General features: G+C 44.2%; 6 protein-coding genes. 4 read left to right on the top strand and 2 right to left on the bottom strand.

Annotated features, from left to right (window positions below):
• The 4 genes from ACWVCM_RS00830 to ACWVCM_RS00815 all read left to right on the top strand — a co-directional run.
• The coding region (locus ACWVCM_RS00830) for an ATP-binding response regulator (RefSeq protein ID WP_455199796.1) at positions 1 to 1,006 on the top strand (1,006 nt) is incomplete at its 5' end.
• Between the two features lie 89 nt (positions 1,007 to 1,095).
• On the top strand, positions 1,096 to 1,377 hold the full coding sequence (locus ACWVCM_RS00825; protein WP_455199795.1) for a peptidylprolyl isomerase: 282 nt from the start codon (positions 1,096 to 1,098) through the stop codon (positions 1,375 to 1,377).
• Positions 1,378 to 1,594: 217 nt separating this feature from the next.
• A complete protein-coding gene (locus ACWVCM_RS00820; protein WP_455199794.1) occupies positions 1,595 to 2,242 on the top strand; it encodes an adenylate kinase in 648 nt (215 codons plus the stop codon).
• Between the two features lie 76 nt (positions 2,243 to 2,318).
• On the top strand, positions 2,319 to 2,576 hold the full coding sequence (locus ACWVCM_RS00815) for a DUF3565 domain-containing protein (protein ID WP_455199793.1): 258 nt from the start codon (positions 2,319 to 2,321) through the stop codon (positions 2,574 to 2,576).
• Here the strand turns inward: ACWVCM_RS00815 and ACWVCM_RS00810 are convergent.
• Together ACWVCM_RS00810 and ACWVCM_RS00805 are read right to left on the bottom strand one after the other, a co-directional pair.
• A complete protein-coding gene (locus ACWVCM_RS00810; protein WP_455199792.1) occupies positions 2,560 to 3,579 on the bottom strand; it encodes a D-alanine--D-alanine ligase family protein in 1,020 nt (339 codons plus the stop codon). The two genes, ACWVCM_RS00815 and ACWVCM_RS00810, sit on opposite strands and share 17 nt — an antisense overlap.
• Positions 3,576 to 3,826: hypothetical protein (locus ACWVCM_RS00805; RefSeq protein ID WP_455199791.1), on the bottom strand; the 251-nt coding region annotated here is incomplete at its 5' end. The genes ACWVCM_RS00810 and ACWVCM_RS00805, both read right to left, overlap by 4 nt.

Raw genomic sequence — 3,826 nt, 5'->3', positions numbered from 1 at the left:
TATTTCCAAAATTGAGTCCGGAAAAATGGAAACCTATTTTGAGCCTGTGCAAGTTAATGACGTTGTCGGCGAGGTGATCAATAGTGCTCGTGGACTCGCAGAAATAAATAAGAATGAAATCGTTCTAGACATAGACTCTCTACCGCAAACATTTTCAACGGATACCACCAAATTCCGGCAAATACTGTATAACCTTATCAATAACGCCAACAAATTTACCAGGGATGGAAAAATTACTGTATCAGTAAGCCACAATAATTTTGAAGACGAATCGTGGTTAAAAATAGTGGTCTCTGATACGGGTATTGGAATGAACGAGGAGCAGCTCAATAAGATTTTTCAGAGTTTTTCGCAGGCGGATAGCTCGACAACACGCGAGTATGGCGGTACAGGTCTGGGATTGGCAATTTGTAAGGGATTATGTGAGCTACTGGGCGGAATCATATCCGTAGAGAGTACGCCGGGTATAGGGTCATCGTTCACAGTTCGCTTGCCTGCACACACCGCAGCGAAAGCGCAATACCATGTGACGGAAATTCTGGAAATTGGCCCTAAGGTTGATCCTGCTCTGGTTCGATTCGGCAAAGAGGGTGATGATCTCTACAAACGTCGGTCAAAAATTACAACGATATTGTCTATTGATGATGATGCTGAAGTGCGTGACTTAATGGAACGCTTTTTATCGCGTAAAGGATTTTACATTCATACAGCAGCTAGTGCGGATGAGGGTATAGAATTAGCAAAAAAAATCAATCCGGACATAATCATCACGGATATTATGATGCCTATTAAGGACGGCATTTCCCTGATAAAAGAAACCAGGAAAATTCCAGAACTGGCAGATATTCCCATCATCGTATTAACTATCGCCGGGGAACGCGATACCTGTATGTCTCTTGGCGCTGCGGCATATCTTAATAAACCCGTAGATTGGAACGTATTGCTGGATATTATTCGTCAAACCTGCCGCCGTATACAGTCATCACAACAACAAGCGTCAGCTTGAACTTTGTCATCTTGCACCAAAACTAGTAATTAATTGTGTGCTATCTTAGTTTATAAACTACTCATTCATTCATCGAAAGGAACCTATACATGAGAAAAGCGACTGCACGCCATATCCTGGTCGAAACTGAAGCGCAATGTGATAAAATCAAGTCTGAAATAGAGAATGGTGCTGACTTTGCTGCAATGGCAAAACAACACTCACAGTGCCCTTCCGGTGAGCAAGGTGGTGACTTAGGCGAGTTTTTCCCTGGTCAAATGGTACCGGAGTTTGACAAGGTGGTTTTCAGTGCCGAAACAGGCAAGGTACATGGCCCGGTTCAAACTCAGTTTGGCTATCATCTCATTGAAATTACCAGCCGCAGCGAATAGGCTGCATTCGCCTGTTGGGGAATATGTATACAAGTTCGTTTCACTGTAATTTCCCACATTTTCATTGTTTGTAAAGATTGAATTTTTCTCTCTATGCTCAAAGTAATTTTATTTGCTGTTGTGTCTGTTCAAGTGGCACAATGCACGCAGTTTTATACCGTAAAATCCATTTGATTTGATTACAATAAACTAGATTTCAACCAGAGGGGATAAATGCATGAAGTTAATTCTTCTAGGTGCGCCCGGTGCCGGAAAAGGTACAGCCGCAAAAATGCTAACGGAACTTGACGGCTCGGTTCAGATTTCCACGGGAGATATATTACGAGGCGCGGTACAGGCGCAAACTGAACTCGGTAAACAAGCTGAAGCTTTCATGAAAGCGGGTGACCTGGTGCCGGATGAGTTAATTATGGGCATCATGGAAAAAAGATTACAGGAACCCGATTGCGAAAAAGGATTTTTGCTGGATGGTTTTCCTCGTACAATCCCCCAGGCGGAAGCTTTAAAAGAACTGCTAGCCAGGCTTAATATAGAGCTTGATATGGCGGTTAATATTGATGTTCCAAGAGACGTGATTCTGGATAGATTAACCACCCGTCGCACTTGCTCTAACTCCGACTGCCAGGCAATTTACAACGTGAAAAGTAATCCTCCCAAGAAGGAGGGTGTATGTGACAAGTGCGGTAGCCCGGTTGTTCAGCGGGAAGATGAAACCGAAGAAGCTATTAGCCATCGCCTGGAAACTTACAATGAGAAAACTGCGCCATTGATTGGTTTCTATGAAAACGAAGGGTTGTTGCTGACCGTCGATGCTACATCCAGCGACGCAGTTGTTAATACAATAAAAGAAAAATTAGGTAGCTAGTAGAATACTGGGTGTGTCCGAACAGGCACACCCGGTCTAGTGTTTGGATCAATCACATTTTTAATGGATGATTAATGTGAAACAGGCAATTATTGGATTTCATCAAGATGAGAACAATGATTGGGTAGCTCGGCTGGCCTGCGGTCATACCCAACACGTAAGGCACGATCCGCCCTGGCAGAACAGGCCATGGGTAATTAAACCGGAATCCCGCAAACAGCATATAGGTGAGAAACTCGAATGTGTTAAATGCGATACGGATGCACCACGTGACTGGGAAGCTGGTGCAGAAAGCAACAAGGCTTTATCCAGTATTTTCAATGCTCTGAATTAAGCCCCATATTGAGTATTTTTTGAATTAGTTTTTCGTAGCTTAGACCGGCTTTTTCGGCGGAGCAGGCGACATCATCATCCCTGGTAATAGCCGCATTCGGGTTTGCTTCAAGTACATAAATTTTCCCGTCATCTGTCAATCGCAGATCCAGGCGAGCGTAGCTGGTAATGTCCAGTATTCGGTAAATACGCTTTGCCAGTTTCGGGATATCGTCTGCAACTTTTGCAGGAAGATTTCTCGCAAACTGATAGCCAATACCCCAGCGATCCCGATAGTTTTTATTCCACTTGACATTATAGGTGGCAATCCGGTGAATATTGTCATCCACATTGTTAAAAACCAGTTCCCGCGTCGGCAAAACCTGCAATCGTTTATTGCCCATTACGGCAACATACAGCTCACGGCCTTCGATGTATTGTTCCACGATGGCATCACCATCCAGCATGCTAAACAGTTGCTCTGCGCGTTGCTGAAGTTCTTCAGGCGTGGTTACCAGCGACGCTTGTGAAATACCCAGGGAACCTTGCTCTATCGCTGATTTTACAATCATTGGATAAGGGTATTTAGCGATATGTCGCAGGTTTACCTTTTTATTGTGCGGCAAAGTATAAAACTTGGGGACACGAATGCGATGATAGGTAAGTAGCTGCTTGGAAATAGATTTGTCGCTTGCCAATAGCAGGCCGCGCGGGTTGCAGCCCGTATAGGGTACTCCCAGCATATCCAGGTAACTAACAATATAGTAGGCGAGGGCGCCATTTTCGGCGAACGCCTCCATCAGGTTGAAAACGATGTCCGGTTTCCATTCTTCAATGCCTTTCCGAACGGGCGTAATGTCGTCATTCAGCCCAATCATCGTAACCTCATGGCCAAGGTTTCCTAGTGCTTCCCTCACATCAAACTCAGTACGAAACGATTCAATGCGGGGATCATTGCGGTCTGTCAGGTCCTCTGGAGGGATCATGTATGCATGGGTTAGCATCATGACACGTAATTTTTTCATCGGGTAATATTAAAACCTCCAGTATGTAGTTTATTCATAACCAGCATGGTTAAACACGAAGTCATTTCCGGGATCATATTTTTATTGCTTTTATCAATTCTTAAATCCAGGATTTCGCAGCGCTCGATCATATCGTGTAAAACTTCATTGATCCGATATTTGTATTCTCCAGTCCAGCGCTGAACAATATCGATGACCGGCGTTTGAACCCTGCGAATATATTGGGATGCTTTCCTGGCTTCTGGTG

Source organism: Kaarinaea lacus (genome assembly GCF_975902315.1).
Note: the sequence above shows the minus strand (reverse complement) of the source record. Positions and strands in the feature narration are given on the sequence as shown.